The organism is Mesorhizobium sp. M2A.F.Ca.ET.046.03.2.1, from assembly GCF_003952425.1.
Classification (GTDB): domain Bacteria; phylum Pseudomonadota; class Alphaproteobacteria; order Rhizobiales; family Rhizobiaceae; genus Mesorhizobium.
Window position 1 is genome coordinate 4,181,744 of sequence record NZ_CP034449.1, and the last position, 25,579, is coordinate 4,207,322.

23 protein-coding genes and 1 pseudogene are annotated in these 25,579 nt (G+C 63.2%); 16 read left to right on the plus strand and 8 right to left on the minus strand.

The window, feature by feature from the left end:
• Positions 1 to 4 precede the first annotated feature (4 nt).
• From EJ072_RS19975 to dhaL, 12 genes and pseudogenes are all read left to right on the plus strand, one after another.
• Positions 5 to 1,123, plus strand: a complete 1,119-nt coding sequence (locus EJ072_RS19975; protein ID WP_126080949.1) for an ABC transporter ATP-binding protein — start codon at positions 5 to 7, stop codon at positions 1,121 to 1,123.
• Positions 1,120 to 2,244 carry an ABC transporter ATP-binding protein gene (locus EJ072_RS19980; protein WP_126080950.1) on the plus strand — a complete coding sequence of 375 codons (1,125 nt, stop codon included), beginning with the start codon at positions 1,120 to 1,122 and terminating at the stop codon, positions 2,242 to 2,244. Before EJ072_RS19975 ends, EJ072_RS19980 begins: the two co-directional genes overlap by 4 nt.
• Positions 2,244 to 3,800: an FGGY-family carbohydrate kinase gene (locus EJ072_RS19985; RefSeq protein WP_126080951.1), complete on the plus strand. Its 1,557-nt coding sequence runs from the start codon at positions 2,244 to 2,246 to the stop codon at positions 3,798 to 3,800. Before EJ072_RS19980 ends, EJ072_RS19985 begins: the two co-directional genes overlap by 1 nt.
• Before the next feature lie 8 nt (positions 3,801 to 3,808).
• Positions 3,809 to 4,849, plus strand: coding sequence for a 2-hydroxyacid dehydrogenase (locus tag EJ072_RS19990; RefSeq protein WP_126080952.1), 1,041 nt, complete (start codon positions 3,809 to 3,811; stop codon positions 4,847 to 4,849).
• 45 nt (positions 4,850 to 4,894) lie between these two features.
• Complete coding sequence (locus EJ072_RS19995) at positions 4,895 to 6,412, plus strand: glycerol-3-phosphate dehydrogenase (RefSeq protein ID WP_126080953.1); 1,518 nt, start codon at positions 4,895 to 4,897, stop codon at positions 6,410 to 6,412.
• Positions 6,412 to 7,482, plus strand: coding sequence for a class II aldolase/adducin family protein (locus EJ072_RS20000; RefSeq protein WP_126080954.1), 1,071 nt, complete (start codon positions 6,412 to 6,414; stop codon positions 7,480 to 7,482). The genes EJ072_RS19995 and EJ072_RS20000 overlap by 1 nt, the downstream gene beginning before the upstream one ends.
• Positions 7,479 to 8,753 (plus strand): FGGY-family carbohydrate kinase, encoded by a 1,275-nt coding sequence (locus EJ072_RS20005; protein WP_126080955.1) that lies wholly within the window; start codon positions 7,479 to 7,481, stop codon positions 8,751 to 8,753. Before EJ072_RS20000 ends, EJ072_RS20005 begins: the two co-directional genes overlap by 4 nt.
• A complete protein-coding gene (locus tag EJ072_RS20010; RefSeq protein WP_126080956.1) occupies positions 8,750 to 9,616 on the plus strand; it encodes a TIGR01459 family HAD-type hydrolase in 867 nt (288 codons plus the stop codon). Before EJ072_RS20005 ends, EJ072_RS20010 begins: the two co-directional genes overlap by 4 nt.
• Positions 9,617 to 9,631: 15 nt before the next feature.
• On the plus strand, positions 9,632 to 10,570 hold the full coding sequence (locus EJ072_RS20015; protein ID WP_126080957.1) for a TIM barrel protein: 939 nt from the start codon (positions 9,632 to 9,634) through the stop codon (positions 10,568 to 10,570).
• Positions 10,571 to 10,828: 258 nt separating this feature from the next.
• Positions 10,829 to 11,036: pseudogene (locus tag EJ072_RS36945) on the plus strand (four-carbon acid sugar kinase family protein); the annotation flags it as partial.
• Positions 11,037 to 11,142: 106 nt separating this feature from the next.
• Positions 11,143 to 12,150 carry a dihydroxyacetone kinase subunit DhaK gene (locus EJ072_RS20025; RefSeq protein WP_126080958.1) on the plus strand — a complete coding sequence of 336 codons (1,008 nt, stop codon included), beginning with the start codon at positions 11,143 to 11,145 and terminating at the stop codon, positions 12,148 to 12,150.
• Between the two features lie 10 nt (positions 12,151 to 12,160).
• Positions 12,161 to 12,820, plus strand: a complete 660-nt coding sequence (gene dhaL, locus EJ072_RS20030; protein WP_126080959.1) for a dihydroxyacetone kinase subunit DhaL — start codon at positions 12,161 to 12,163, stop codon at positions 12,818 to 12,820.
• Between the two features lie 39 nt (positions 12,821 to 12,859).
• Here dhaL and EJ072_RS20035 read toward each other — a convergent pair whose 3' ends face one another.
• The 4 genes from EJ072_RS20035 to EJ072_RS20050 form a co-directional block, all read right to left on the minus strand.
• Complete coding sequence (locus EJ072_RS20035) at positions 12,860 to 13,300, minus strand: RpiB/LacA/LacB family sugar-phosphate isomerase (protein WP_126080960.1); 441 nt, start codon at positions 13,298 to 13,300, stop codon at positions 12,860 to 12,862.
• A gap of 43 nt (positions 13,301 to 13,343) precedes the next feature.
• Positions 13,344 to 14,117 (minus strand): triose-phosphate isomerase, encoded by a 774-nt coding sequence (locus EJ072_RS20040; RefSeq protein WP_189343366.1) that lies wholly within the window; start codon positions 14,115 to 14,117, stop codon positions 13,344 to 13,346.
• Positions 14,118 to 14,119: 2 nt separating this feature from the next.
• Positions 14,120 to 14,890, minus strand: coding sequence for a DeoR/GlpR family DNA-binding transcription regulator (locus EJ072_RS20045; protein ID WP_126080962.1), 771 nt, complete (start codon positions 14,888 to 14,890; stop codon positions 14,120 to 14,122).
• A gap of 886 nt (positions 14,891 to 15,776) precedes the next feature.
• Positions 15,777 to 16,682 carry a LysR family transcriptional regulator gene (locus EJ072_RS20050; protein WP_126083690.1) on the minus strand — a complete coding sequence of 302 codons (906 nt, stop codon included), beginning with the start codon at positions 16,680 to 16,682 and terminating at the stop codon, positions 15,777 to 15,779.
• Positions 16,683 to 16,788: 106 nt separating this feature from the next.
• On the opposite strand from EJ072_RS20050, the gene EJ072_RS20055 reads away from it, so the two are divergent.
• Together EJ072_RS20055 and EJ072_RS20060 are read left to right on the plus strand one after the other, a co-directional pair.
• Positions 16,789 to 17,538: an SDR family oxidoreductase gene (locus EJ072_RS20055; protein ID WP_126080963.1), complete on the plus strand. Its 750-nt coding sequence runs from the start codon at positions 16,789 to 16,791 to the stop codon at positions 17,536 to 17,538.
• Between the two features lie 683 nt (positions 17,539 to 18,221).
• Positions 18,222 to 19,577, plus strand: coding sequence for an FAD-binding oxidoreductase (locus EJ072_RS20060; RefSeq protein WP_245467370.1), 1,356 nt, complete (start codon positions 18,222 to 18,224; stop codon positions 19,575 to 19,577).
• 518 nt (positions 19,578 to 20,095) lie between these two features.
• On the opposite strand, the gene EJ072_RS20065 is transcribed toward EJ072_RS20060, so the two are convergent.
• Positions 20,096 to 20,770, minus strand: coding sequence for a pyridoxal-phosphate dependent enzyme (locus tag EJ072_RS20065; protein WP_210211602.1), 675 nt, complete (start codon positions 20,768 to 20,770; stop codon positions 20,096 to 20,098).
• Positions 20,771 to 20,826: 56 nt separating this feature from the next.
• Between EJ072_RS20065 and EJ072_RS37335 the strand changes: the two genes are divergently transcribed.
• Complete coding sequence (locus tag EJ072_RS37335) at positions 20,827 to 21,060, plus strand: hypothetical protein (RefSeq protein WP_210211666.1); 234 nt, start codon at positions 20,827 to 20,829, stop codon at positions 21,058 to 21,060.
• A 275-nt stretch (positions 21,061 to 21,335) separates the two neighbouring features.
• On the plus strand, positions 21,336 to 22,667 hold the full coding sequence (locus EJ072_RS20070; protein ID WP_189343056.1) for an adenylate/guanylate cyclase domain-containing protein: 1,332 nt from the start codon (positions 21,336 to 21,338) through the stop codon (positions 22,665 to 22,667).
• 209 nt (positions 22,668 to 22,876) lie between these two features.
• Here the strand turns inward: EJ072_RS20070 and msrB are convergent, their stop codons facing one another.
• The 3 genes from msrB to EJ072_RS20085 form a co-directional block, all read right to left on the minus strand.
• Entirely contained in the window at positions 22,877 to 23,347 is a 471-nt protein-coding gene (msrB, locus tag EJ072_RS20075) for a peptide-methionine (R)-S-oxide reductase MsrB (protein WP_126080966.1), read from the minus strand.
• Between the two features lie 112 nt (positions 23,348 to 23,459).
• On the minus strand, positions 23,460 to 24,092 hold the full coding sequence (locus EJ072_RS20080; protein ID WP_126080967.1) for a VOC family protein: 633 nt from the start codon (positions 24,090 to 24,092) through the stop codon (positions 23,460 to 23,462).
• 109 nt (positions 24,093 to 24,201) lie between these two features.
• The gene (locus tag EJ072_RS20085) at positions 24,202 to 25,500 is read right to left on the minus strand and encodes an epoxide hydrolase family protein (RefSeq protein WP_126083691.1); all 1,299 of its coding nucleotides are present in this window, start codon (positions 25,498 to 25,500) and stop codon (positions 24,202 to 24,204) included.
• Positions 25,501 to 25,579 lie beyond the last annotated feature (79 nt).

Genomic DNA, 25,579 nt, shown 5'->3' on the forward strand with positions numbered 1-25,579 from the left:
TCGAATGGCCAGCCTCGAACTGAAGAACATCGTCAAGCGCTACAAGAGCCAGACCGTCCTCGACGATCTGTCGCTGACCATCGCCGATGGCGAGACACTGGTCCTGTTCGGGCCCTCCGGGGCCGGCAAGACGGTGCTGCTGCGCGTCGTCGCCGGCGTCATCGACCCGGACGAGGGCAAGATCCTGATCGGCGGCGAGGACATGACGGACGTCGACGCCGAATTCCGCGGAGTCGGCATGGCGTTCCAGAATTTCGCCCTGTTCCCGCATATGAGCGCTTTCGAGAACATCGCCACGCCGCTCGAGGCCAAGCGCTCGTCCCAAGGCGCCATCAAGGGCGGCGTCGACAGCGTCGCCAAGCTGCTCAAGATCGGCCATGTTCTCAGCCACAAGCCGCGCGCGCTGTCGAACGGTCAGAAGCAGCGCACCGCGCTTGCACGCGCGCTGGTCGGCTCGCCGCCGGTGCTGCTGCTCGACGATCCGCTGCGCAACGTCGACGCCAAGCTGCGTTTCGAGATGCGGCTGGAACTACCCAGGCTTCTCGCCGACCGCGGCGCGACCGTCATCTACGTCACCCAGGACTACAAGGAGGCGATGGCGCTTGGCGACCGCATCGCGGTGATGTCGCAAGGCGTTATCAGGCAGCTCGGCACGCCAGAACAGATCTATCGCGAGCCGGCCAATATCGAGATCGCGCGGCTGTTCGGCGACCCGACCATCAACCTGCTCGACGTCAAGCCGCAGCGCGACGCCAAGGGCATCTATGTCGGCCTGTCGAACGTGCAGGTGCATCTTGCCGGCGCTCCGGAGGCCGCGATCGGCCGCGACTGCGTCATCGGCCTGCGGCCCGAAACCCTGCACTTCGTCGCGGAGAGCGAGCCGGGCGCCATCCCCGTCACCGTCGAGGCAGAGACGCCCCTCAATGAAAAGATCGTCACGCTGGTGCGCACCATGCGCGGCCGCGAAATCCTCGTCTCACGGCCGTCGGGCACGCCGGGCCAGAGCGGCAGCAAGGCGCATCTCGCGGTCGACGCCAAGAGCGCGCTGTTGTTCGATCACGCCAGCGGCGAGCGCATCCGTTCGAAGAACATCGTCAGTTTGCGCAACGGAGAAGCGGCATGAGCGCGAGCGCCCTCACCATTTCCGACGTCGACAAATTCTACGGGCCGATCGACCGCGGCGTGCATGCGGTCCAGAAGCTCAGCATCGAGATCGCCAAGGGCGAGATCATCGCGCTGCTCGGTTCGTCCGGCTGCGGCAAGACCTCGACGCTGCGCATGATCGCCGGCTTCGAGGAGGTTTCGCGCGGAGAAATCTCTGTCGCCGGCCGCAAGGTGCACACGCTGCCGCCGGTGAAGCGCAATGTGGCGATGGCCTTCGAGGGCTATTCGCTCTATCCGCCGCTCACCGTGCGCGAGAACATGGCTTTTGCGCTGAAGGCGGCCAGGCTGCCGAAGAGCGAGGTCGATGCCAAGGTCGCCAGCATCGCCAAGCTGCTCGAGATCGAGGATATCCTCGATCGTTATCCGAGCTCGATCTCCGGCGGCCAGCAGCAGCGCGCCAGCCTCGGCCGTGCCCTGATCCGCGGCGCCGACCTGCATCTGCTCGACGAGCCGATGGGCCAGCTCGAGCCGCAATTGCGCGCCGTGCTTCGCGGCCGCATCAAGCACTTCATCAAGGAGCGCGGCCTGACCGCAATCCTCGTCACCCATGACCAGACCGAGGCCAACGCCCTTGCCGATCGCATCGCCGTGATGGAGGGCGGCGTGCTGCAGCAGTTTGACACGCCGCAGATGATCAAGGAGCGTCCGGCGAACCTCTTCACCGGCACCTTCGTCGGGGAGCCGCCGATGAATGTCTTCGAGGCCTTCGTCGGCAGTGGCGCCGGCAAAATCAACCTCAGACTGCCGGACGGGCTTTCGCTCGACTATGACAAGGACGCCTTCAGCGGCCCGGTCCGCGAGGCGCTGCTCAATCGCGAGCGTGTCGTCATCGGCATCAGGCCGTACGCCGTTCGGCGCTCGAAGGATGGCGTCCCGGCCACCGTCTCGGCCAATCAGTGGCTGGGCGACCAGACCCATATCGCGGCGGATTTCGCCGGCGGCTCGCTAGTCCTCGTCGAGCATGACCGCACCCGTCTCGAACTCGGGGCGCCGATCAACGTCAGCATCGACCCGGCCAACCTGCATGTCTTCGACCAGTCGAGCGGCAACGCCATTTCGCACGGTATGGAGCTTGCCTGATGAAGGATGTGGTGATCGGGATCGACGCCGGCACGTCTGTTATCAAGTCCGTCGCCTTCGACACGGCGGGCCGGCAGATCGCCGCGACGTCCCTGCCAAACCGCTATGACACGCTTCCTGGCGGCGGCGCCGAGCAGGACCTGGCGCGTACCTGGGCCGACACCGCGACCACGCTTCGCCAGCTGGCCGACAAGGTGCCCCACCTCGCCAGTCGTACGATCGCCATCGCGGTCACCGGCCAGGGCGATGGCACCTGGCTGATCGACAAGGAGGGCGAGCCGGTCGCCAAGGGCTGGCTTTGGCTCGACGCGCGCGCCGCCAGGGAGGTCGAGGAAATCCGCGCCAGGCCCGAGGATCGGCTGCGGTTCGAGAAGACCGCCAGCGGTCTCGCCGCCTGTCAGCAGGGATCGCAGTTCGTCTTCATGAAGCGCAACATGCCGGAACTGCTGGCCAAGGCGTCGACGGCCTTCCATTGCAAGGACTGGCTCTATTTCAAGCTGACGGGCGATCGCGCCACCGATCCCTCGGAGGCAACTTTCACCTTCGGCGACTTCCGCACGCGCGAATACTGCGACGATGTGCTCGACGTGCTTGGCGTGGCCGACCTCAGGCACCTGCTGCCGCCAATAGTCGACGGCAGCAGGCAGAACGCCGGCCTGTCGAGGGCGGCCGCCGAGGCAACTGGGCTTTCCGCCGGCACGCCGGTGGTGCTCGCTTATGTCGATGTCGTCTGCACGGCGCTCGGCGCCGGCCTGTTCGACCGCCAGCGCAAGCCTGGCTGTTCCATCATCGGTTCCACCGGCATGCACATGCGGCTGGCAGAGACACCGGACGACGTCCTGCTCAACGAGGCGGCGACCGGCTACACGATGACCATGCCGGCGCCCGGCGTCTTCGCGCAGATGCAGTCGAACATGGCGGCGACGCTCAACATCGATTGGGTGCTCGGCCTCGCCTCCGGCATCCTCGCCTCGCAAGGCATCAGGCGCTCGAACGGCGAGATGATCGCGCTGGTCGACCAGTGGATCGCGTCGTCGCAGCCGGCGTCGCTGATCTACCAGCCCTACGTCTCGGAGGCCGGTGAGAGGGGGCCGTTCGTCGATGCCAATGCCAGGGCCGGCTTTATCGGCATCTCGTCGCGTCACGGCTATGCCGACATGGTGCGCGCTGTGTTCGAAGGCCTCGCTTTCGCGGCGCGCGACTGTTACGCGGCCATGGGTTCGCTGCCGCGGGAGATCCGCCTGACCGGCGGCGCCGCCCGCAGCCCAGCGTTGCGCAATATCCTCGGCGCTGCCGTTGGCGGCGCCGAAATCCGCACCAGCGAGCGCGAGGAGGCGGGCGCGGCCGGCGCCGCCATGATCGCCGCGGTCTGCCTCGGCCTCTACCCGTCGATGGACGACTGCGTCGGCGAATGGGTCTCGCCGCTGCTCGGCAAGGCGGAGCCTAGCGACGACAAGCTCGCAGCAATCTACGAAGCCATGGCTCCCTCCTACGCGATGGCACATGACGCGCTGCGTCCGGTCTGGCGGTCTATCGCCGCATCGAAAGTGAATTGAGAAGTAGCATGCACAAAAAGATTGCGATCATCGGCGACCGTTTCATGCTTCCGGAAGTGTTCCGCTCGGAGATCGAGAAGGCCTGCGGCAACAGCCTCGACATTCGCTCGCTGGAGACGGCCTGGCCGGACGAGCCGATGGAGTTCGGAAATCCGGCGCTCGGTCTCGACAAGGTCAAGGAATATTTCGGTCGGCCGGACGATGTGGTGGACTTCATCGGCGATGCCGAGATCCTGGTCACCCAACTGGCGCCGCTCTCGGAAGGCATGATGCAGCGTCTGCCGGGACTAAAGCTGGTCGCGGTCTCGCGCGGCGGTCCGATCAACATCGACATGGCCGCCGCCAGGACCCATGGCATTCGCGTCGTCAACGTCCCTGGACGTAATGCCAGCGCGGTCGCCGAATTCACCATCGGCGCCATCCTCGCCGAGACGCGGCTGATCCGCGTCGGTCATGAGGCGCTGCGCAAGGGCGAGTGGCGCGGCGATCTCTACCGCGCGGACCGCACCGGCCGCGAGCTCAGCGAAATGACGGTCGGCGTCGTCGGCTATGGCAATATCGGCACCAAGGTCGTGCGCCTGCTGCGCGCCTTCGGCTGCCGCATCCTGGTCTGCGACCCCTATGTGCAACTGAGCGCGGAAGACAGGAATGCCGGCGTCGAGCTCGTCGCGCTGGACGACCTGCTCGGCCGCTCCGACGTAGTCACGATCCATCCTCGCGTCACCGAGGAGACCCGTGGCCTGGTCAACAAGGACACCATCGCCAGGATGAAGCCCGGCGTGATCTTCATCAACACCGCGCGCGGGCCGCTGGTCGACTATGACGCGCTGTACGACGCGCTGGCATCGGGCCAGATCGCCAGCGCCATGCTGGAAACCTTCGCGGTCGAGCCCGTGCCTGCCGACTGGCCGCTGCTGCAGCTGCCGAATGTGACGCTGACGCCGCATATTGCCGGCGCTTCGGTGCGCACCGTCACCTATGCCGCCGAGCAGGCGGCCGAGGAAGTGCGCCGCTATCTGGCCGGCCTGCCACCGGTCAATCCATGCTGAGGGCGGCGGCGTGACGCGGCAAACCGGCACCGGGGCTCGATCGGGATGAGCGGCGATAGCGACATCGTCGACCTCTTCGTCATCGGCGGCGGCGTCAATGGCGCCGGCATCGCGCGCGATGCCGCTGGACGCGGCCTGTCCGTCATCCTGTGTGAGAAGGACGATCTCGCCGAAGGCACCAGTTCCCGCTCCGGCAAGCTCGTCCATGGCGGCCTGCGCTATCTCGAATATTACGAGTTCCGCCTGGTGCGCGAGGCGCTGATCGAGCGCGAGGTGTTGCTCGAATCCGCTCCGCACATCATCTGGCCGATGCGCTTCGTGCTGCCGCACAGTCCGGACGATCGGCCAGCCTGGCTGGTGCGGTTGGGCCTGTTCCTTTACGACCATCTCGGCGGCCGCAAGCGGCTGCCTGCCACTCGAATGCTCAATCTTCGTACCGCGCCTGAGGGCGCGCCGATCAAGGACGCCTTCAAGCGCGGCTTTGAATATTCCGATTGCTGGGTCGACGATGCCAGGCTGGTGGTCGTCAACGCGCTCGACGCTGCGCAGCGCGGAGCCAAGGTCCTGACCCGCACCGCCTGCACCGCCGCGCGCCGTGAGAATGGCCTGTGGGTCGTAGAGATGCACGACGGCGGCACCGGCGTGAAGACAATGGTGCGGGCGAGGGCACTCATCAATGCCGCCGGTCCTTGGGTCAACGACGTCGTCAACCGCGTCGCCGGCCAGAACTCCAGGCGCAATGTCCGCCTGGTCAAGGGCAGCCACATCGTCGTGCCGAAATTCTGGGAAGGGCGGCAGGCCTATCTTGTTCAGAACAATGACAAGCGGGTGATCTTCATCAACCCCTACCAGAACGATCTGGCGCTGATCGGCACCACCGACATTCCCTATGAGGGGCGGCCGGAGGACGTCAAAGCTGACGAAAGCGAGATCGACTACCTGATCAGGGTCGTCAACCGCTACTTCAAGCGCGGGCTCGCCCGCACCGATGTCGTCTATTCCTTCTCAGGTGTCAGGCCGCTCTACGACGACAACGCCGACAATCCGAGCGCGGTGACGCGCGACTATATCTTCGAGCTTGACGCGCCGTCCGGCCATGCGCCGCTGCTCTCGGTCTTCGGCGGCAAGATCACCACCTTTCGCAAGCTCGCCGAGCACGCGCTGGATCGCATCGAGCCCTTCTTGCCGAAGATGGGCAAAGCCTGGACTGCGAAAGCGCATTTGCCGGGCGGCGACATCGCCAACGCCGATTTCGAGCAGTTCCTCGGCGATCTCGGTCGCGACTATCCGTGGATGCCGGCTTCCTTGCTCAACCATTACGGCCGGCTTTATGGCACCCGCGCCCGCGCCCTGGTCGGCGGCGCCGGCTCGCTTGACGATCTCGGGCGGCGCTTCGGCAGGGACTTCTTCGAACGCGAGGCCGCCTATCTCCTCGAGCATGAGTGGGCGTCGACCGCGGCCGATATTCTCGACCGCCGCACCAAGCACGGACTGCATATGTCGACTGCTGAGCGAGCTACCTTCGAGGATTGGTGCGCCAACCGATTGGCGAAGGCCGGCTGATGGTTGTTCGGATCGATCAGGAAGACGCCGAGTTGCGGGCGCTGCGCGTGCTGTCGGCCAGCGTCGGCGCCGATCCCCTGCTGGTCCAGGGCGCCGGTGGCAACACCTCCCTCAAACAGGCCGGCCTGTTGTGGATCAAGGCGTCAGGCACCTGGCTGATGAATGCAGCCACCAGCGACATCATGGTGCCGGTGGAACTGGCGCCCTTGCTCGAGGCGGTCGCCCACCGCAGCCCGGCGGCCGAGAAGGCCGACCAGTTCACGCCGGTCGACCTCAATCCGCATCGCCTGCGGCCTTCGATCGAGACGACGGTGCATGCGCTGCTGCCGCAAAGGATCGTCGTCCATGTCCATTGCGTCGAGACCATTGCGATTGCCGTGCAGGCCAATGCGGAAGCTTTGCTCGCCGAGCGCCTGCGCGGGCTGGACTGGGTCTTCGTGCCGTATCGCCGGCCGGGCCTGCCGCTGGCGCAAGGCATTGCCGAGCGGCTGAAGCCTCGTACCGTTGTGCTGGTGCTCGGCAATCACGGACTGGTTGTCGCCGCCGACACCGTCGCCGAGGCCAATCTGTTGCTGAGGCGCGTTTCCGGCCTGCTCAGCCGCCCGCCGCGTGTTGCGCCGGCAGCTGACATCGACGCGCTGATCAGGCTGGGCATGGGCAGCAACTACCGCCTTCCCGTGGCGATCGAGGCGCATGCCGCCGCGACCGATCTCGCCAGCTGCCGCATTGCAGCCTCGGGCAGCCTCTATCCAGACCAAGTCATTTTCCTTGGCGTCGGCTCGGTGATTGCCGGACCGAACGAGAACGCCGCCGCCGTGGTGGCGAGGACGAGGGAAACTGGCCAGCCGTCGCCGGCATCGATCCTGTTCCCCGGCAAGGGCATCCTGATGCGCAGCGACGCCAATGCCGGCGCAGAGGCGATGGCGCGCTGCCTCGCCGACGTCGCCTCGCGCATCGATCCAGGCGCGCGCGTCAACTATCTGAGCCCGCACGAGAATGCCGAGCTTTTGAACTGGGATGCCGAAAAGTACCGCCAGGAGCTCAACCGGCGCAGCGGGACATTGCAATGACGGCTGTGGTCGTCGGCATCGACGTCGGCACCTCGGGTGTGCGCGCCGTCGCCATGGATCCTGGTTTCGCAATCCAGGCCCAGGCCGGCGTCGCGCTGGCCGATTTCGGCACCGACTGGCGGGACCCCGCCACCTGGTGGCGCGCGGTCGAGACCGCGATCGACGCACTGCTTCGCCTGGTCGACGCAAGGAATGTTCGCGCGCTTGCCGTCGACGGCACCTCGGGCACGATGCTGCCGGTCGATGCGGCCGGCGGGCCGCTCGGCCGGGCGCTGATGTATTCCGACAAGGTCGACGACGCGACGATCCTTTCGGCGATCGCCGACGATGCGCCGCCTCAGAGCGCGGCCCATGGCGCCACCTCGGGACTTGCCAAGCTGCTGCGGTTCCAGAAGGGGGTGAGGCCGGCGCGGGTTCTCCATCAGGCCGACTGGATCGCTGGCCGCTTCTGCGGCCGCTTCGACGTCAGCGACGAGAACAATGCACTGAAGACCGGCTATGACCCTGTGCGGCGTGGCTGGCCCGATTGGCTCGCCAGGACAGGCGCAGATCTGGCCTTGCTGCCAGATGTCGTCGCGCCGGGTAAGCCATTCGGCACGATCAGCCCGGGCAGCGCGCAGCGTTTCGGCCTGCCCGGCGATGTGGCAGTAGTCGCCGGCACCACCGATGGCTGCGCTTCCTTCCTCGCAACCGGCGCTGACCGCATAGGTGACGCCGTCACCGCGCTCGGCTCATCGCTGACGCTGAAGCTGCTCTGCGAAAAGCCGCTGTTCGCGCCGCAATTCGGCATCTACAGCCATCGCATCGGCGACGCGTGGCTGGCCGGCGGTGCGTCGAACACCGGCGGCAAGGTGCTGGCGCATTTCTTCCCCCTCGAGCGCATCGTCAAGCTCTCCGAATCGATCGATCCGGACCGGCCGACCGGCCTCGACTATTACCCATTGATCGGCACCGGCGAGCGCTTTCCGATCGCCGATGCGGGCCTCGCGCCGCGCCTCGATCCGCGCCCGGCCGACGACGCGCTGTTCCTGCAGGCGATGCTGGAAGGCATTGCCGCCATCGAGAGGCGCGGCTACCGGCAACTTGCCGATCTCGGTGGGCCGGCGCTGCGTTCCGTCCGCAGCGTTTCCGGCGGCGCCCGCAACCCTGTGTGGACGGCAATCCGCGCAAGGCAACTGCGCGTGCCTTTTTTCGAAGCGCTTTCCGAGGAGGCAGCGGCCGGTACGGCAAGGCTGGCGCTGCAGGGCGCGCGCACGGCGGGCCTGCTATGAGCACTGCCACGACGAAGCCGGTTGACTTGCGCGATCTCGCCGACCTGGCGGGCCGCTTCGACCATTTCGTCGTCGACCAATTCGGCGTCCTGCATGACGGCAATGCCGCCTATCCGGGCGCTGTCGAAGCGCTGTCAAAGCTCAAGGCCGCCGGAAAGTCGGTCCTGCTTCTGTCCAATTCCGGCAAGCGTGCGGCGCCTAACGAGGATCGCCTTGTCGGGCTCGGTTTCGAGCGAGGCTCCTGGGACGTCTTCGTCAGTTCCGGCGAAGTCGCCTGGCGGCGCTTTGCCGGGCTGGCCGGACAAGCCGGTCTGCCCCACGGCACGCGCTGCCTGCTGATTGCGCGCGATGGCGACAGGAGCGCTGTCGACGGCCTCGACATCGTGCTGGTCGACGACGCCGGCCGGGCCGACGTCATCCTGCTTTCGGCAAGCGAAGGTGACCGTTTCGAGCTCGATCACTATCGCAAGATGCTGGCCCCTGCCGCGGTCTCCGGCGTGCCCTGTCTGTGCACCAATCCCGACAGGATCATGCTGACGAAATCGGGTCAGCGTTTCGGCGCCGGCAGGATCGCCGAACTCTACGAGGAACTGGGCGGCAACGTCGAATGGATCGGCAAGCCGCATAGGCCGATCTATGACGCGGCGCTCGCAATGTTGGGCAACCCGCCGCGCGAACGCGTTGTCGGTATCGGCGACAGTATCGAACACGACATAGCCGGCGCATCTGGCGCAGGCTTGTCGTCGGCGCTGGTGCGTTCGGGCATACTGGCCGAAATGAGCGGTCAGCAACTCAACGAGATGTTTGCGCGTCACGACGCCCGGCCGGACTTCATCCTGCCGGGCTTCGTCTGGCAGGTCTGAGCACGAGGTGAAACCATGGCTTTCACGCTGTCCCTCAACACCAATCCGCTGGTCAACCGCTTCGCTGATCCCGACGACCTGATCGACGCGATCGCCTATGGCATCGGCATCAGGGATGTCCAGCTTACGCATGAGTTCGTCAATCCGGGCTGGCCGGCGGCGACGATCGCGAAATTCATCCGCCTGTTCCGCGCCGCTCTGAATCGTACTGGCGTACGCGTCACGTCGGGCATGACCGGCCCCTATGGCAGGCTGAATCATTTCGGCCATCCGGATGCCGATGTACGCCGCTACTATGTCGACTGGTTCAAGATTTTCGCCGACATCTCGGCCGAACTGGGCGCCACAAGCATGGGCACGCAGTTCGCCATCTTCACCCACCAGGACTATGACGATCCCAAGCGCCGCGCTCGGCTGCTCGACATCGCCATGGAGTGCTGGCGCGAGGTGGCCGAACATGCCAGAGCGGCCGGACTGACCTATCTGTTCTGGGAGCCGATGTCGGTCGGCCGCGAATTCGGCCACACCATCGAGAACTGCCGGGCGCTGCACGAGCAGATCGAGGCGGCCAATCTCTCCATTCCGCTGTTGATGATGGTCGACATCGACCACGGCGATGTCACGTCGAGCAATCCCGACGATATCGACCCCTATGCCTGGGCCGAGGCTTTCCCGAGACAATCGCCGATCATCCACATCAAGCAATCGTCGATGAACAAGGGCGGCCACTGGCCGTTCACCGCCGCCTACAACAAAGACGGCCGCATAACCCCGCAAAAACTGTTGGAGACGGTTCGGCGCGGCGGTGGCACCGACAACGAGATTTGCCTCGAGTTGTCGTTCCGTGAGCGCGAGCCGGTCGATCACCAGGTCGTGGCAATGATCCGCGAGTCGGTCGATTATTGGGCGCCGTTCATCGATGCGGGCAGGTCGGCGTTGTTGCCCCGCAGCTAGGATCCCGACGCACGGCAGTGAAATCCGACCTGGCCGCTTACCCGAAGCAATCTACCCTAGATCTTCGAGCGGCGTTCTGCTGCTTCGGTTCGACAGGATGGCTGCGGGCGCGGCGGTGCTGCTCAGCGACATCGACGCCCCGAGAGCCAGGCGCGCTGGCCGGCAAGGAGATCTAGCGCGCTCGCAAGCCGGGCGGCTATTTCGTCGTCGGCTCCTCCGGCAGCGAATATGCGCTGCTCGCCGGGCGGAGGCTAGACGTTGAAGCGTGTGATCATCGCTGGCGGCGATAAGCCATGCGCCCGGGGCGTCGACGCGCTCACGGTCCGCATGCCGCTGCCGGCGTCGCCGCTCTGCGTCGCTCCAGTCCAACATCGCTGCGGTCGACGGGCTGGAAGTCGCGCTGAAGGGCGGACAGGTCGGCACCGACCGTTATTTCTCGGCCATCCGCGACGGCCTCGGCGGCTGAGCAATTGCTGCGTTGCCTCGGGAAATCCGCGACACGGCCGCTGCCAGGTGGAAATCCCGGTAACAGTCTGTAGTATCTCGAAAATACTGAAATCGGGAGGATGCCGGTGCAGACCAAGAAGATCATCAACGACGGCAACCGCGCCGTTGACGAGATGCTGGAAGGGATCCTCGCCGCGCATCCCGCTCACCTCAGGAGCGTTGACGGCAGCCCGCGCTCTATCATCGCCCGCGACGGTCCGAGATCCGGCAAGGTCGGACTCGTCATCGGCGGCGGCTCCGGCCACGAGCCGACCTTTCTCGGCTTTGTCGGCAAGGGGCTGGCGGACGCAGCCGCCATCGGCAACGTCTTTGCCTCGCCGCCACCCGATCCGATCCTGGAATGCGCCAAGGCAGCGAGCGGCGGTGCCGGGGTGCTGTTCATGTACGGCAACTACGCCGGCGACGTGATGAACTTCGACATGGCAGCCGAGATGGCGGCGATGGACGACATCGAGGTGCGCACCGTGCTGACGACCGACGATGTCGCTTCGGCGCCGCGCGACCAGCGGGGAAGACGCCGCGGCGTCGCCGGCAATTTCTTCATCTTCAAGGCCGCGGGCGCGGCCTGCGACCGCATGCTTTCATTCGACGAGGTCGAGCGCATCGTCCGCAAGGCCAACGACCACACCTTCACCATGGGTGTCGCCTTGTCGCCTTGTTCGCTGCCGCAGACGCGGCGGCCGAATTTCGAGATCGGCGCTGACGAGATGGAGATCGGCATGGGCATCCACGGCGAGCCCGGCATCGCGCGCGGCGCGCTCAAGAGCGCCGATGCTATCACCGACGAGATGCTGGATAGGATTCTCGCCGAAATGGAGCCGTCACGCGGCGACAAGGTCGCCGTGCTCGTCAATTCGCTGGGCTCGACGCCACTGATGGAACTCTACATCATGAACCGTCGGCTCAAGCAGAGGCTCGACGACATCGGTGTCTCGGTGCACGCGACCTGGGTCGGCAATTACTGCACCTCGCTGGAAATGGCCGGCGCCTCCGTAACCTTGGAGCATCTCGACGAGGAGCTGCAGACGATGCTCGACCATCCTTGCGACTGTGCGATGTTCAGGGCCGGCTGAGGAGTTCGCCATGACCTCGATCGGCTCGCCTGAACTGAAAAAGATGTTCGACGCCATCGCCGCCGCGATCGCGGCGGACAAGGACCGGCTCTGTCAACTCGACGGGATCATCGGCGATGCCGATCACGGTATCGCCATGGAGCTCGGCTTCAACGCAGCGCGCGACGCGGTTGCCGACCTCAATCTCACCGCAACCGACCCGACAGCTCTGCTCAACACGGCGGCGAAATCATTCCTCAATGCGGTCGGCGCGTCGTCCGGGCCGCTCTACGCAACTGCCTTCATGCGCGGCGCCGCCGCCGTCAAGGGCAAGACGAAGCTCGACGCCGACGATGCCATCGCCATGTTCCAGGCGATGGCGCAGGGCATCAAGGATCGCGGCAAGGCCGAGCTCGGCGAAAAGACCATGGTCGATGCCTGGCAGCCAGCGGCCGAAGCCGCTGGTGCCGCGCGGGCTGCTGGCAAGAGCCTCGCAGACAGTCTTGCCGTGGCACTTGCCGCCGCCGAGCGCGGCGCCGAAGCCACCAAGGACATGATCGCCGCCAAGGGCCGTTCCTCACGCCTCGGCGAGCGGTCGCTTGGCCATGTCGATCCAGGCGCGGCCTCGGCCGTCACGGTCATCGGCGCAATGGCGCAGAGCTTAAACAGCGCAATTCCAGGAAAAGTGTGAAGCGGTTTTCCGTCCGGACTTGCGTCACAACAAGCAGCGTTAGCGCTTTGCCTCGTCGAGGCGGTTGATCGCCTGGACGTTGCCGGCCGATGGTCCCTTCTCGTCGAATTCGGAAGCGAGCCAAGTGTCGACGATCGCCTTGGCAAGCTCCGGCCCGATGACGCGGGCGCCCATGGTGATGATCTGCGCATTGTTGGATTTGGCCGCGCGTTCCGCTGAATAAGTGTCGTGGGTGAGTGCCGCACGGATGCCCGGCACCTTGTTGGCCGAGATCGAGACGCCGATGCCGGTGCCGCAGAACAGGATGCCGCGGTCGTTCTTGCCGTCGACGATCGTCTGGGCGAGGTTCTGCGAAAGGTCGGCGTAGTAGCCGAGCTGGCTGAGATCGCTGACGGTAAGGCCAGGCTTGGTGGCGAGGTGCGCCGCGATCACGTCGAGGAGCGGCTTGCCGGCGCTGTCGGCTCCGATGGCTATCTTCATGGTTCTTGTCCTTCCTTTGACTCAAATGTGCTTTCGATCGGATTCAGATCGCTGCCAAGGCGCGCCGCAGGATGTCGATGTAGCCTTCGGCCTGCCAGGCGGAGCGGCCGATGAACAGGCCATCGACATTGGGTTGGCCGATCAGTTCGGCGGCGTTCTGCGGATTGACGCTGCCGCCATATAGCACCGGCGGCGATGCGAGCAGCAGGGCAGTGGCCACTCTCTTGATCAGCGCCTGCTGCTTGTCGGCATAGTCGGAACTGGCTGGGATGCCCTTGTCGCCGATCGCCCAGACCGGCTCATAGGCAAACAGAATCCTGGCTGACTTTGCTTCTCCCTCCAGGAACTGCAGCGCGCCTTCGACCTGCGCCGTCAGTACCGCACCGGCCCTGCCGCTCTCGCGTTCGGGCAGCGTCTCGCCGACGCAGATCAGCGGCACCAGCCCGTGCCTCACCGCCGCCGCCGTCTTCAGGCCGACAGCGTGGTCGCTCTCGCCGAAATGCTCGCGCCTTTCGCTGTGGCCGAGCTCGACCAGATCGAGGCCGCAATCCTTGAGCATCGGCGGCGAGATCTCGCCGGTCCAGGCGCCGTTGTCGGCCCAATGCATGTTCTGCGCGCCGACCTTGATGTGCGTTGACGACAGCGCCTTCTTGACTTCGCGCACCGCCGTGAAAGGCGGGATGACGAAGGGCTGGATGCGCTTGTCGAAGCCAAGAGTGAACGCGGCGATCGCTTCGGCGAAAGCAAGCGCTTCAGCAAGCGTCTTGTTCATCTTCCAGCTTGTTCCGACCCAGTACGTCACGCCTGCGCTCCTGATGTTCAATCTCTGTTGTCGACAACCGTCAGCGAAATCCCCGCGGCTTCCAGTTCTTCGCGCGCGGGCGGCTCCAGCTCGCCGCCGGTGAAGACGGTGTTGAACGCCCTGAGGTCGGTGAGAAAGTGCAATGCCGTGCGGCCGAACTTGCCATGATCGACCAGCAGGTATTTGCGCGCCGCGGCCGCCATCATCAGCCTCTTGGTCTGCACGACCTCCTGGTCCTGGTGAAATGCCGCAGCGCCGTAGATGGCCGACGACGAGAGAAAGGCGACATCGGCGCGAAGCGACCGCAGCGTCTCCTCTGCGATGAGGCCGAAGAAACCGTGGAATTTCTTGTTGTACTGGCCGCCAAGCGCGATCAGGGTGATGCCGCTGAGCCCCGACAGCTCCTGGATGACGGCGAGGTTATTGGTGATCACCGTCAGCGGGCGCAACTCGGCCAAATGCGCGGCTATGCCACCTGCCGTCGAGCCATCGTCGATAATCACGGTCTGGCCGGGCTCGATCGTCGCCACGGCCGCTATTGCCAAGCGGCGCTTTTCGTCGCCCGCCTGTTTTTGGCGGTAGCGGAAATCGCTCTCGAACAGGCCGCTCGACTGGATTGAGGCGCCGCCACGCACCTTGCGCAGAAAGCCGCTTTCCTCGAGCTCGTCGAGGTCGCGATGCACGGTCATCTTGGAGACGGCGAAACGCGAAGCGAGATCGTCGACGGAAGCCGTGCCGGCCTCCATCAGGAAATCCATGATGCCTTGTCTGCGGTTGTTGCTTTTCATTGCAGGCGCCCTTCGAAACGCGCCGTCTATATCACATCAATATCCCATGAAGATATCAGATTTTTTGTGATAATGTGTTATTATTCGCAGCATTCATGAGATTTTCACGCACCGTTGAAAGGTTAGCGCACGACACCAGCCGGCCAGGAGCGAGCCATGTCCCGGCTTCAGGCGCATCAAACAACTAGAAGTTCATGGCACGCAGGGTCTAAGCGGGCGCGCCGTTGTTGGCCTCGCGTGCGGAGGCCGAGGTGCCGAGCGCGGCTCAGCCGAAATTGAGGCGGCAAGCCATCGCGCCGCTCAGGATCAACAGGCAGCCCTATGAACTGTCGCTCGATTCCAGAACCAGCCTTCTCGACGCAATCCGGGCCCATGTCGGGCCGACGGCAAGCGCGTGCTGTCTTGCCCTGAGCTTCGTGATGAATGATGCGGCGGTGAATGCTATCTTCGTACATTCCAAGGGTGCTCCCCAGCACTCGCCGCAAGAAGCAGCTAGCGCGAACGCTGTGGGTGCTAGGAACGTGCAGGAGCGTCTTGGTCCTCCGAGGTCGTTGCCAACGTTTGTTGTCACGGAGGTTGAACGTCCGCTGTCATTCCTTCCTGTACAAAAGCGGACCTACGGATTTCGGCCCCAAAGCGGCAGCTCGATAGTTCTACAAGTCACGATCGACCGGGGTTGCTTTTCGAACTTTTTATCTCGCCCCTCGGCCGAATTGCAGGCGCTTGTAAAAGATACCGCGCTATAAGCCGTCCGCTGTGGGCCACGCCTGACCTAGTCGACTTCGAGCCAAATGCCCGTTCACTTCAGCGGCATCCAGATGGCGGGACCGTCGCTATCAGCCCCCTTCGAAATACCGAACAATAGCGGCCGTCGGTCGTGCCGATTTCAAATGACGAGATCTTCCCAGTAAGGGGGCTCGCCAAACGCGGCCTTCAGATGTTCTGCCAGCGCGCGGAGTTTTGCCGAGGGGCGTCTGCCCTCGGGATGTGCAAGGTAGATGAACTCCGGCGCAGGCTGGACTCCGACGTCGATGACCTTGAGTTTGCCGTTGCGAATGTCGGATCCGCATATGAACAGAGGCAACAGCGCGACGCCAAGACCGGCGATCGCTGCGTCGCGCATCATGTCCCCATTGTTGACCCTGAGACCTACACGGGCGCGCACCATCTCGATGCCGGTCGAAGTGGCGAAGCGCCAATCAGCCACGCCGCGATTGGTGTAGAAGATGCCCTTGTGGGCGTCGAGTTGCTCGATCGTTGCCGGCGTTCCGAGGCTGGCCAGATAATCGCCAGACGCCACCAAAACGCGACGGCTCGGCGCGAGGCGCCAGACCATCAAGCGGGAATCGTCGATGGCCCCGTGCCGCACCACGCCGTCATAGATGCCCGAAGCGATGTCGACGCGACGGTCGTCGAGTTCGAGGGACATCTCGATGTCAGGATTGGCTGCCAGAAAAGGATAGAGCGCCGGCCCCAGATGCATGCGGCCGAAGGTGACGGGTGCGGAGATCCGCATGGGGCCACTCAGGGTTCCCCGGCGCTCCGCCAGGTCTGTCGCTGCTTCCGAAACCTCACGTAGGATTCGCTTGGCGCGCTCGAAAAAGGCGGTTCCATCTTCCGTCACCGACACCTTGCGCGTCGTGCGGTGAAGCAGCGTGGCCCCGAGGCTGCATTCCAGCTCGGCCAACCGCTCGCTGACCACCGACTTCGAGAGCCGGAGCGTGCGAGCTGCTCCGCTGATCGAGCCTTCCTCGGCGACCGCAACGAAGCTGGCAATACCATCCAATTTCACTGTTCGTAGTTTCCGAAAAATAGATCCGCTATTTGCATAATAGTCCGAACATGCTGCCGGCACCATATTCGCCGTCACCAAACACCGATCTTGAGGAACCGAGGTAATGGACAGGCTTAAAGGCAAGCGCGCGCTCATAACGGGGGGCACCAGCGGCATCGGCTTGGAAACGGCGCGTCAATTCCTCAGCGAAGGCGCCCGCGTCGCTGTGACCGGGACCAATCCCGAGACGTTGGAAGCGGCGCGCAAGGAACTCGGCCCGGAAGTTCTGGTCATCAAAGCGGACGCCGCGGACGTCGCCGGTCAGAAGACAGTGACGGACGCCATTGAGCAAGCTTTCGGCGGGCTCGACATCGTGTTCGTCAATGCGGGCGTTGCCTTGCTCAAGCCTATCGAAGCATGGGACGAGGTCGGTTTCGACCGCGTTTTCGCCATCAATGTCAAAGGCCCGTATTTCTTGTTGCAGGCGTTGCTGCCGATCCTGTCGAATCCGGCTTCGATCGTGCTGAACACCTCTGTCAATGCCCATATCGGCATGCCGAATTCGAGTGTCTACGCGGCCTCGAAGGCCGCACTACAGTCGCTCATCCGCACATTGTCGGGGGAATTGATCGGTCGCGGCATCCGGTTCAACGCGATCAGCCCGGGGCCAATCGCAACGCCGCTTTACGGAAAACTCGGTTTCACCGAAACTGACCTGAGAACTGTCGCCGACAGCATCAAGGGCCAAGTCCCCGCCGGCCGTTTCGGCGATCCGTCCGAGATTGCTAAGGCCGTCGTGTTCCTGGCCTCCGACGAAGCCGCCTATACCGTCGGCAGCGAGATCATGATCGATGGCGGCATGGGAACGCTGTGAGGTGATGGCCCAATTCATCATCCAGACGAGGCGATTGCATTATGGAAAAGAGCCATGTGCGCTGCGTGGAAGCCGCGACTTAGCGCGTCTTTAAAGATAAGTGCTTGTTTTTGTTATTGATCGTTACCGGTCGGATAGACCTCACTCGATAGAGTTGGAGTAGAGCTCAGTAAACTGGTGTCATCTTGCACTGCGAGGCAAGGCAGTCGGCGAGGGGCGTCGAGTTCTCCACACGCAGCGCCAAACCATTAACTCGGTCTGCCATAACCAGGCTCACCTAGCTGGTTGTTGAAAGTCTGAGAGATACCCGTTTTGACTCTGATCTGTACCCGGCATCGTCATCTTCTGCGTGCTTTCCCGCGGCCGTCGCAGGCGGCAGAATGGGGTTTGTGCTGTACCAGGTAGGAGTCCACCGGTCAGGCAAACTTCCCCGCGGCGAAGAAGGCTGAGGTTTTTTGCGAGCGCGCTTAGATATTAAAGAGAATGTTCAAGCCTGCCGCTAAAGCCGCATAAGGGCACTGGCATCCAGCGGCAACGTCAGCTGTTGCATCGGATCGTCACCAGGATCATGATCCCCTTGGCTAATAAATTCCGACGTAGAATCGTTCGGACCGTTCGCTTTCTGCGCCGGTTTCACCGTGGCTTCCGCGACAGTGCGGTCGCCTGACAGGAGGGGAAGCGTGATGGGAGTCCAAACAGAACTTGCTCGCAATTTTCTCGGATCAATTCTCCAGCCCGGCGCGCCCACTTTTGATGAGGTAAGGAGGATACACAATGGCCTCGTCGACCGACGCCCCGCAGTCATTGCCCGTTGTCGAGGTATTGCCGATATCGTCGATGCTGTCCTTTACGCCCAGGCGACCGGACTGGAGATTTGCGTACGCGGCGGCGGCCACAACATCGCGGGGCGTGCGGTGGTCGACGATGGCCTCATGATCGACCTCTCCTTGATGAAAGGAGTGCACGTGAATGCCGCCGCCCAGACGGCCGTCGTCGAGGGCGGTGTGACTTGGAGGGAGTTGAATAGAGAGACCCAGTTACATGGTTTGGCGACCACTGGAGGGGTGATCGGAAGTACGGGGGTTGCCGGGCTTACCCTCGGCGGCGGCCTTGGATGGCTTATGCCGAAATACGGGATGGCGCTGGACAATCTGATCTCTGTCGATCTGGTGCTCGCTGACGGTTCCGTGGTGAAGGCGAGCGCCGACGCAAATCCCGATCTCTTCTGGGCGCTACGTGGCGGCGGTGGCAACTTCGGCGTTGCCGCTTCCTTCGAGTTCCGCCTGCATTCCATCGGCCCAGTCGTGTTCGGGGGGATCGTTGCCTTTCCATTCCAAGAGGCGAGACAAGTCCTCCGCAGGTTCCGCGACCTTGCCGAAAACGCCTCGGACGACCTGATGCTGGTCGCCGCCTTAACGACTGCGCCAGACGGGTCAGGCACCCCGATCGTTGCAATCGTTTCCTGTCATATCGGCTCCGCTGAAGATACTGAGGTCGTTGGGCGCCAGATCCGGAGCTTTGGGACCGTGGCGGTAGACGCTCTGGGGCCGATACCCTATACGGAACTCAATGGAATGCTGGACGCGGGCTTCCCTACCGGCGCCTTCAACTATTGGAAGTCCACTTTCCTTCCGCGCCTTGACGATGACGCGGTCGAGGCCCTCGTGACCGCATATGAGCGCTGCCCAGTTCCAACAAGCTCGATCTTGCTGGAAGGTTTCCACGGTTTTGCGTCGCGCATTCCGGTAGATTCTACCTCCTTCGCGCTCCGTGACATTGGCTTCAACACGCTCGTGCTTGGCCAATGGATGGACAAGGCCTCTGCGGATCGCACCACCGCTTGGGCGCGCGCCAGCTTCGATGCCCTTGAGCCCTTTGCTGGCAAGCGTCGCTATGCAAATTATTTGGGGGCAGACGAGGACGCCGGCGCGGCAGCGTTGGCCGCCTATGGTCAAAACCTCGCAAGGCTGCGGCAGTTGAAAACGCGCTATGACCCGAACAACATCTTCCATCATAACGTGAACATACCACCCGCCTAGGATATGGCGTTCTAGTCAGAGTAGGGTGCCGCCAATACAGCGATGCAACCGGTTTGTCTGTCAATAGGGCTTCGAAAGTGAGGTTACCAGGTTCAAACCCTGTTCCCGCAACCAATTCTATCATAAATCAATAACCGTCCCGGTCTGACCGGGGCGGTTTTTTTGCGTTTAAAGCGCAAGCAATCGTCGCTACGCGCCGGTGGGAGCATCACCGCGCCGAGAAGCCGCGCGAACCGGAAGAGCGAGCAAGTTAGTGCACCTTAGGAGAGATATGGCGCGCTTTAAAGGCAAGCCTTTTGTTTCTATTGTGTGCGGTTACCGGTTGCTCGTATTTGGGAGTAGCTAGGGCAAGGCCCCATGTCGGGAAGGCAGCATGCGCCGCAGTCGGCCGTAGAGATCAGCCTGCAACATCCGGAATGCGGACATCGCCGGCGACCACTGTAGAGGTCGTGCTTGCTAGAAGCGGTCGCCATTTTACCTAGCTTCAATTGCCAGATGCGAATACAAAGCGCCTGAGCTTAGGTGGCAATTGCATCAGAGCCGGCGCCGCAAACGATCGCGCAGACCAGCTCATTCTTCTTTATCGAGATGCGACCTTTGCGCAGGGCGGCGAGGGCGGCAGCGCCGCTGAGGTCCGCTGCCAAGCCCATTTCGAACCAGAGCCACTTGGCTGCGGCGCGCATTTCGTCGTCGCTGACCAGCACGATCTCATCGACCCGATCGCGAACGGCCTCGAAGATTCGATCGTCGGAGCGCGCGCACGACATTGTTGCTACCGAGGTGGTCACCTTGTCGAGGGCGATGTTGCGGCCCGCCTCCAGCGAACGCAGCAGCACCGGCGATCCTTCGGCTTCGATGCCGACCACTCGCACAGCCGGCTTCAGCGCCTTGAGCGCAGTGGACACCCCCGTGATAAGGCCGCCGCCACCCATCGCCACGAGCACGGTGGTCATCTCAGGCAGATCCTCGAGCAGCTCGAGGCCGACCGTTCCCTGCCCGGCGACAACATCCGCGTCGGCAAAGGGATGGAAATATGCCGCGCCTGTCTCGCGATGGAAGGCGAGAGCGGCGACGTTGGATTCATGCCAGGCGGAGCCAACGATCCGAACGTCGGCCTTCCAGGCCCGGAGCTTTTCGATCTTCTCGAGCGAGGCGTTGCTCGGCAGGAAAATGGTGGCCGGCACCTGTGCCATGAAGCCGGCGCGGCCGTGGCGATGCCGTGATTTCCCCCTGATGCGGTGACGATGCCATGAGCGATGTCGGCAGCATCGAGCGCCAGCAGCCGGTTCGTGGCGCCCCGCGCCTTGAACGAGCCCGTGACCTGCAGCAGCTCAAGCTTCAAAGCAAGCCGATAGCCTTCGCCAGCTCCCGACTGGAGATTGGTCGCCTCGACCACCGGCGTGCGGCGGACATTGCCCCTGATGCGCTCGGCCGCGGCCCGGATGTCGTTCAGCTCGACGATCATGCGATCGCTCCCTCATAGGGCGCGGCCACCGTCATGCAGCAATTACCGACGCCGACCGGCCAGGCTGCCGACGACTATAGACCATCCCGTCGGCGGCGTAGAGCACCATCGAAAGCATCACGCTAAATCGCGTCGATCGGTTCTGGCGACGCGGAGCCATGGCGCATCTTCCGGTTGAGGCGTGAAGAGAGTTTGCAGACAAGAGGGCCGCAGGTTAGCGTTGATCCATGTTCATTTCCGCATAGGGCAATGATGAGATGACACCCCGAACCAAGTACGCGCGAAGCGGGAAGGTGGCCATCGCCTATCAGGTCTGGGGGAGTGGTCCAATAGACCTTGTTTGGGCACCGGGAACGGCATCCCACCTCGATCTGGAATGGGAAATGCCACTGCGCGCTCTGTTTTTCGAGAAGCTCGGGGCGTTCTGCCGGGTTATCAAGTTCGACAAGCGTGGAACGGGGCTGTCCGATCGCCCAATCCGAATGGCGACTCTTGAGGAACGGACTGACGACATCCGGGCCGTGATGGATGCCGAGAAGGTTGAGCGTGCCAGTCTTTTCGGTGTTTCCGAGGGGGGCTCGATGACAAGTTTGTTTGCTGCCTTGAACCCGGACCGCGTGAGATCGCTAATCGTCTGGGGTACGCAAGCTCGTTGGTGCGCTTCAGAAGACCACCCATGGGGTTTGTCGTCCGAGGCGTATGATCAGCTCATCAAGGATGTGGCTGAGAACGGCCCCTCAGACGAGTACATCCGTGGAGCAGGGGTCGGGCTCGGGCCTAGTGTCGATCAAACGGTGGTCGATGCCCAAGCGCGTGTTATGAGGGCCGCGGCGAGCCCGTCCGCATATGCGGCCTACGAAGCGATGAATCGGGACATCGATATCCGGAATATCCTTCCTGCGATCTCAATGCCAACGCTAGTCATGATCCGTTCCCACGATCCGGTTGCATCGGCTGAAGCCGCGCGCGACATGGCGCGGCGCATACCTCAAGCAGAAATGAGGGAGTATCCCGGGGACATACACACCTTCGTCGCCAAGGACATGGATACGATCCTGGCCGACATTCAGTCGTTTTTGACCGGTGTGACGCCGGAGGTTACGCCTGACCGAAAGCTAGCCGCGATACTGTTCCTCGACATCGTGTCATCAACGGACCATCTAGCGAGGGACGGGGATCAAGCATGGAGCAATACGCTAACCTCCTATTACAACGTCGTACGCAAGGAAATCGCACGCTACCGCGGCGAGGAGTTTTCGGTTGCCGGTGATGGTTTCTTGGCACTGTTCGACGGGCCAGCGCGCGCGGTACGGTGTGCCCTCACCATTGCCGCCTCGGTGAAGCAGCTTGAGATCGACATTCGAGCGGGTGTTCACGTTGGGGAATGTGCGATTGTCGGGACCAACGTAACAGGCCTCGCTATCCACACAGGAGCAAGGATCATGAGTTCAGCGGAGGCCGGAATGGTTTTGACCTCTCAAACCGTGAGGGACTTGGTGGCAGGCTCAGGCCTACGTTTCGCAGATCACGGAGAGCACGTGCTCAAAGGTGTGCCTGACAAACACCGCTTATTCCTGGCGATGTTGGAAGAGGGGCAGCTTCCTGGCGATACCCGGCTGGTCTAAGCTGTTCCATGCTCGTAAGGGCAACGAGCAGGCAGCTCCCCCTTCGGCCCCCATGCTGCCCGTCGGCAACGCGCCTCATTCCGGCATAGAGGTGAGTTCTCTGGCCGTCTGATACCGGACATCGACCGCGACCGCGCTGCAACTCGCAATTGCACCTTATGTGTCATTGGCCCAAACGCCGCGTTGATTGTCACAGATGGTAGTGGAGTTCAACCACTCCACAGTTCACCTTCGGGACGACCTCGGCTGAGTTTGTCCGGCAGCGGTCTCCCGGCAGGTGTGAACTCGAGCGATCCTGAATTTATGCAATAACGGTTCCGTGTCGGAGGAGGGCCATCCGGAAAGACATGACCTTGATGCGCGCCGCAACGAGCGCAAATAATCTCCTTTCTGAGAATGCCAAAGCGCCTATCTTGGGTGCTCCGGAGATGATCCTGAGCGACTGGCGCAGTGAAACTTGGCCAGCCTGTGCCGCTTTCAAACTTCGCGAGCGCCCTAAACAGCGGCAACCCGCATAAACGGCAGGTGTACACCCCCTCGCGTCTCTCGTGGAGGAAAACACCACAGAATGGAGGCTCCTCGCCATGTTCGAGCAGCAATTGCCGCTCTTCATCGCTGAGGTCAGCCTCCAACTTCCGCCTCTGGGTACTGGTGGGAGGCGCTAAGTCGAAGTTACGCATTGATATCACCCCGTCGTTCAATCACGCCGATCATCGTTGACGCCTTCGATCCAGTCTTCAAAAAGGTTATATTGCGATGTCGGTCTCGTATTAGGTTACCTGGGGAGCTTCCTCATACCGGCAGCGGCTTGCCGGCGTGCTCCGCCACCATGTACTCGGCATACCAGTCCGGCCAATTTTCATCGCGTTGTCCGCCTGTCCGCTTCTCATGCTCGCCATGGGCTTCCGATGCGCGCCGCAGTGCTGCTGCAAGCTCCGCAGACGAGGTATAAGAAGTGGTGTCGTGATCCACGCGGTTGGGCAGTCGCGCAGTAACCTCCTGCAGCAGCCAGCCGTTTCCCGCGGGGTCGCTGAACGAGGCCCACGAGGCGTAACTGCGCCGGTCGGGATGCGGGCCACTGATGCGGCCTCCACGATCGGAATAGTGATACACATCGCTCACGTCGACACCGCGACCCGCAAGCTCCGCGCGCGCTGCCTCGATATCGGATACAACGAGATAGAGACCGGGAGTGACTCCTTTGCCGAAGATGATCGAGCACGGAGAGCCCGGAGGTGTAAACTGGATCACCCGAAAGTCGTCGCCCACGGCATCGGCATCCAGCCTCCATCCCAGACTGGCATAGAAGTGCTTGGCGCGCTCCACATCCGCCACAGGAATGACCGCGACCTCGAGCTTCAAGTCGACCGCTCGCGCTGCTGGAGTCGATATCGCGGTGCCGCCGCGCGTCTGATTACCAGTCATGTCGATTTCCTCCGTTTCGAGTGCCTTGTGAGTTCATGTGCGGCGGACCGGGCTGCAGCCCGATCCGCTTCAGGCGGGAGGCCGAGACGCCCAAACGCCTCGGCTCGCGTCAGATTGCCTGTCGCAGCGGGCGGAATCCCGCTCGGACGTCAGCGACGAGGACCGCAGGCTGCTCCCACGCGGCGAAGTGCCCACCTTTATCGGGCTTGTTGTAGTAAATCAGCTTGGGGTAGGCCCGCTCGACCCAGCTGCGAGGCGCCTGAAAAAGCTCGTCCGGGAAGGCGCTGACGGCAACCGGTATGGACACGCCCTTGACGTTGAAGAAACCGAACCCATTGCCTTCGGCGAGCCGCTCCCAGTAGAGGCGCCCGGAGGAAACCCCCGTATTCGTCAGCCAAGTGAGCGTGAGGTTGTCGAGGACGTCGTCCCTCGTCAGGCCTTCGGTCTCCCCGGCGAAGGCGCGCGCAATTAGCTCCAGGCTGCGCGCGTCATGGTCGAGAAAGTAGGCGGCCAGGCCAACGGGGGAGTCCGCGATTCCGTAGAGGGTCTGCGGGCGCAGCCCCATCTGGTAGGCGTAGCCGACGCCCTTCGTGTAGACGAACTTCAGCTGCTCGTAAGCGTGCTGCTCCTCGGCGGTTAGGCCGGACGGTGCAGGCGCGCCGGCCCCGGCTGCCTTGTCGATGTCGGGTGTTATCACGCCGGGCATGTTCAAGTGGATGCCGAGCAGCTCCGGACGCGCCTGCACGCCCATCGTGTCGGTGATGATCGCACCCCAATCGCCGCCCTGGGCGACATACTGGTTATACCCGAGCCGCTTCATCAGCACATTCCAGGCGTGTGCAATACGGATTGGTCCCCAGCCTGTCGTAGTCGGCTTACCCGAGAACCCGTAGCCCGGGATCGACGGTATCACCACGTGGAATGCGTCCGATGCGGTGCCGCCATGTGCGGTAGGATCAACCAGCGGATCGATGATCTTCAGCTGCTCGATAACCGAGCCGGGCCATCCGTGCGTCACGATCACAGGTAAAGCGTTCTCGTGTTTCGAGCGGACATGGATGAAGTGGATGTCCAGCCCGTCGATCTCGGTAACGAAGTTCGGGTAGCGGTTGAGCCGAGCTTCGACCTTGCGCCAGTCGTAATCCGTCGCCCAATATTGAGCGAGCTTCTGAATCGTCGCAAGCGGCACGCCCTGCGAGAAGTCCGTCACCGCTTCACGATCGGGCAAGCGGGTGGCGGTGACGCGCCGGCGAAGCTCGTCGAGCTCTTTCTGCGGGACGTTGACGGTGAAGGGGCGGATAGAATCGCTGCTGGCCGCAGCCGGCAGTGACCCAGCGAGCGTACCGAGAGCCCCGGCCGCAGCGGCGGTTGCAAGAACTTCGCGGCGTGTGAGTGATTGTGATGACATAATATCCTCCTCTGTTGGTCCGATCTTGTTCGGACGCGGTTGCGCGATCTGCTCAACCACAGAGGGATCGTTGCCCAGC

Excerpts from the sequence above, each read along its gene's own strand:
- EJ072_RS19975 (WP_126080949.1), top strand. The coding sequence starts at position 5 with ATGGCCAGCCTCGAACTGAAGAACATCGTCAAGCGCTACAAGAGCCAG.
- EJ072_RS19980 (WP_126080950.1), top strand. The coding sequence starts at position 1,120 with ATGAGCGCGAGCGCCCTCACCATTTCCGACGTCGACAAATTCTACGGG.
- EJ072_RS19985 (WP_126080951.1), top strand. The coding sequence starts at position 2,244 with ATGAAGGATGTGGTGATCGGGATCGACGCCGGCACGTCTGTTATCAAG.
- EJ072_RS19990 (WP_126080952.1), top strand. The coding sequence starts at position 3,809 with ATGCACAAAAAGATTGCGATCATCGGCGACCGTTTCATGCTTCCGGAA.
- EJ072_RS19995 (WP_126080953.1), top strand. The coding sequence starts at position 4,895 with ATGAGCGGCGATAGCGACATCGTCGACCTCTTCGTCATCGGCGGCGGC.
- EJ072_RS20000 (WP_126080954.1), top strand. The coding sequence starts at position 6,412 with ATGGTTGTTCGGATCGATCAGGAAGACGCCGAGTTGCGGGCGCTGCGC.
- EJ072_RS20005 (WP_126080955.1), top strand. The coding sequence starts at position 7,479 with ATGACGGCTGTGGTCGTCGGCATCGACGTCGGCACCTCGGGTGTGCGC.
- EJ072_RS20010 (WP_126080956.1), top strand. The coding sequence starts at position 8,750 with ATGAGCACTGCCACGACGAAGCCGGTTGACTTGCGCGATCTCGCCGAC.
- EJ072_RS20015 (WP_126080957.1), top strand. The coding sequence starts at position 9,632 with ATGGCTTTCACGCTGTCCCTCAACACCAATCCGCTGGTCAACCGCTTC.
- dhaL (WP_126080959.1), top strand. The coding sequence starts at position 12,161 with ATGACCTCGATCGGCTCGCCTGAACTGAAAAAGATGTTCGACGCCATC.
- EJ072_RS20035 (WP_126080960.1), bottom strand. The coding sequence starts at position 13,300 with ATGAAGATAGCCATCGGAGCCGACAGCGCCGGCAAGCCGCTCCTCGAC.
- EJ072_RS20045 (WP_126080962.1), bottom strand. The coding sequence starts at position 14,890 with ATGAAAAGCAACAACCGCAGACAAGGCATCATGGATTTCCTGATGGAG.
- EJ072_RS20055 (WP_126080963.1), top strand. The coding sequence starts at position 16,789 with ATGGACAGGCTTAAAGGCAAGCGCGCGCTCATAACGGGGGGCACCAGC.
- EJ072_RS20060 (WP_245467370.1), top strand. The coding sequence starts at position 18,222 with ATGGGAGTCCAAACAGAACTTGCTCGCAATTTTCTCGGATCAATTCTC.
- EJ072_RS20065 (WP_210211602.1), bottom strand. The coding sequence starts at position 20,770 with ATGGCACAGGTGCCGGCCACCATTTTCCTGCCGAGCAACGCCTCGCTC.
- EJ072_RS37335 (WP_210211666.1), top strand. The coding sequence starts at position 20,827 with ATGAGCGATGTCGGCAGCATCGAGCGCCAGCAGCCGGTTCGTGGCGCC.
- msrB (WP_126080966.1), bottom strand. The coding sequence starts at position 23,347 with ATGCGTAACTTCGACTTAGCGCCTCCCACCAGTACCCAGAGGCGGAAG.
- EJ072_RS20080 (WP_126080967.1), bottom strand. The coding sequence starts at position 24,092 with ATGACTGGTAATCAGACGCGCGGCGGCACCGCGATATCGACTCCAGCA.
- EJ072_RS20085 (WP_126083691.1), bottom strand. The coding sequence starts at position 25,500 with ATGTCATCACAATCACTCACACGCCGCGAAGTTCTTGCAACCGCCGCT.